Annotated in this window: 2 protein-coding genes and 1 pseudogene; all 3 read right to left on the bottom strand. The window is 77.1% G+C overall.

The window, feature by feature from the left end:
* A pseudogene (locus tag E1293_RS46805) lies at positions 1-342 on the bottom strand (hypothetical protein); the annotation flags it as partial.
* 95 nt (positions 343-437) lie between these two features.
* On the bottom strand, positions 438-1163 hold the full coding sequence (locus tag E1293_RS46800; protein WP_132206562.1) for an anti-sigma factor family protein: 726 nt from the start codon (positions 1161-1163) through the stop codon (positions 438-440).
* Positions 1160-1759 (bottom strand): sigma-70 family RNA polymerase sigma factor, encoded by a 600-nt coding sequence (locus E1293_RS46795; RefSeq protein WP_243717584.1) that lies wholly within the window; start codon positions 1757-1759, stop codon positions 1160-1162. The genes E1293_RS46800 and E1293_RS46795 overlap by 4 nt, the downstream gene beginning before the upstream one ends.
* Positions 1760-1772: the final 13 nt, after the last annotated feature.

The following is a 1772-nucleotide window of genomic DNA, read 5'->3' as shown; positions in this document are numbered from 1 at the left end:
CTCCCAGGGCGCCGCCGGGGCGTCGCCGAGCCCGTCCGCCGCCCGCCCGGCCGCTCTGCGCCCCTCCGGCGGGCCGATCGCGGCGAGCGCCCGCAGGAACGCGCGGGCGCCCGGCGTCGCCGCCGCCCGCAGCGACCCGATCAGGTCGCCGAGCGCGGCGCGCCGCCCCTGCACGTGCGGGGCCGCCGCCTCCAGGCCGCCGAGCTGCGCGGACGCCCACACCTCCGCCTGCAGGGCGGTGGGCAGCGCGGGCAGCGCGGCCGCCTCCCGGACGTAGGCCGCGTACACCTCGCGGAGGCCCGGCAGCATCAGCTCCGGGCCGGCGGACGATCTCGTACTCACCCCGCCAGCCTAGGAGACGCGGGAAAGCGGCGCGTCCAGCGCGGCCGGTGCGGCCGGGCCGTGCGGAACGCGCCGCGGGTCCCCAAGGGGCCGGCTCAGGCGGGGACGGTCAGGAGCGTCCGGCCCTCCCCGATCGTCCGGACCTCGAACCGGCTGATGTCCTTCGGCGGCAGCGCCGTCCCGCCCTGCAGCGCCAGCGCCGGCTGCTCCGACCCCGGCAGCCCGTAGCCCTTGGCGGGGACGGACCAGCCGACCACGGTGTGCGCGCCGCCCTTGGCGTCCACGGCGACCAGTTCGCACACCAGCGGGCCGCGGACCTTGCTGAGCTGCAGCCCGACCCGGCTGCCCCACGCCTTCTGCTGCATCGCGACGGTCCCGGTGATGCCGCTGGCCGGGTCGACCGCCGACATCCGCTGCCCCTCGCGCATCAGCGCGGCCGTTCCGCCGTCCGGCCGGGACGGCGCCGGGTCGCGGTCGGCGCCCAACGTGAACCCGGTGCCGAGCGCCCCGCCCAGCAGCACGACCGCGGCGGCGGCCACGGCCATCGCCCGCCCGGCGCGGTACCGCCGCCGGCGGCGGATCCGGTGCCGCATCATGTCGGTGACCACCGCGGGCTCGGGCGGCACCGGCATCGCCTCGGCCGGCTCGGCGATCGGGCCGATGCCGTCCAGCGTCTGCGCGAGGCCGCGCAGCGCGCCCAGCTCCTCGTGGCACGACAGGCAGGTCGACAGGTGCGCCTCGAACGCCCGGCGGTCGGGCTCCTCCAGCAGGCCGAGGGCGTAGGCGCCGACGTCGACGTGCGGCATGTCCGGCGCTCTCATGGCGTCACGCCCCTCTCCTCCAGGGCGACGCGGAGCGCCCTGAGCGCGTAGTAGACCCGGGACTTGACCGTGCCCACGGGGATGCCCAGCTGCTTGGCGGCCTCGTTCACCGAGCGGTCCCGGAAGAAGGTCTCGTTGAGGATCTCGCGGTGGGCGGGGGACAGCGCGAGGAGGGCTTCGGACACGACGACGGAGCGCAGCAGATCCTCCAACCCGTCGGGGACGCGCATGTTCTCCAGCGGGCCCTCGCCCGCCTCCTGCGGCCGGGCGTTCTTGCGGCGCTGGTCGTCGATGACGATCCGGCGGGCGACCGTCGCCAGCCAGGGCAGCAGCGAGGCCGCGTTCTCGTCGAGCTGGTGCGCGCTGCGCCACGCCCGGATCATCGTCTCCTGCACGACGTCCTCGGCCCAGTGCCGGTCGCCGCCGGTCAGCCGCAGGACGAACGACAGCAGCGGGCGGCCGTACACGCGGTACAGCTCGGTCACGATCACCTGGTCGTCGACGCCGCCGGCGGGCTGCGGCCCGCGGAACCAGCTCCAGGGTCCGGGCGGGCGTTCGCGGGTGGCCGGCGCGGCGGCCGGTGATCTGTGGGCCATCGGGGTCTCCGGG

Source organism: Actinomadura darangshiensis (assembly GCF_004349235.1).
In the GTDB taxonomy this organism is placed as follows: Bacteria; Actinomycetota; Actinomycetes; order Streptosporangiales; family Streptosporangiaceae; genus Spirillospora; species Spirillospora darangshiensis.
Note: the sequence above shows the minus strand (reverse complement) of the source record. Positions and strands in the feature narration are given on the sequence as shown.

Coding starts and splice junctions, on each gene's coding strand:
- E1293_RS46800 (WP_132206562.1), bottom strand. CDS start 1,163: ATGAGAGCGCCGGACATGCCGCACGTCGACGTCGGCGCCTACGCCCTC.
- E1293_RS46795 (WP_243717584.1), bottom strand. CDS start 1,759: ATGGCCCACAGATCACCGGCCGCCGCGCCGGCCACCCGCGAACGCCCG.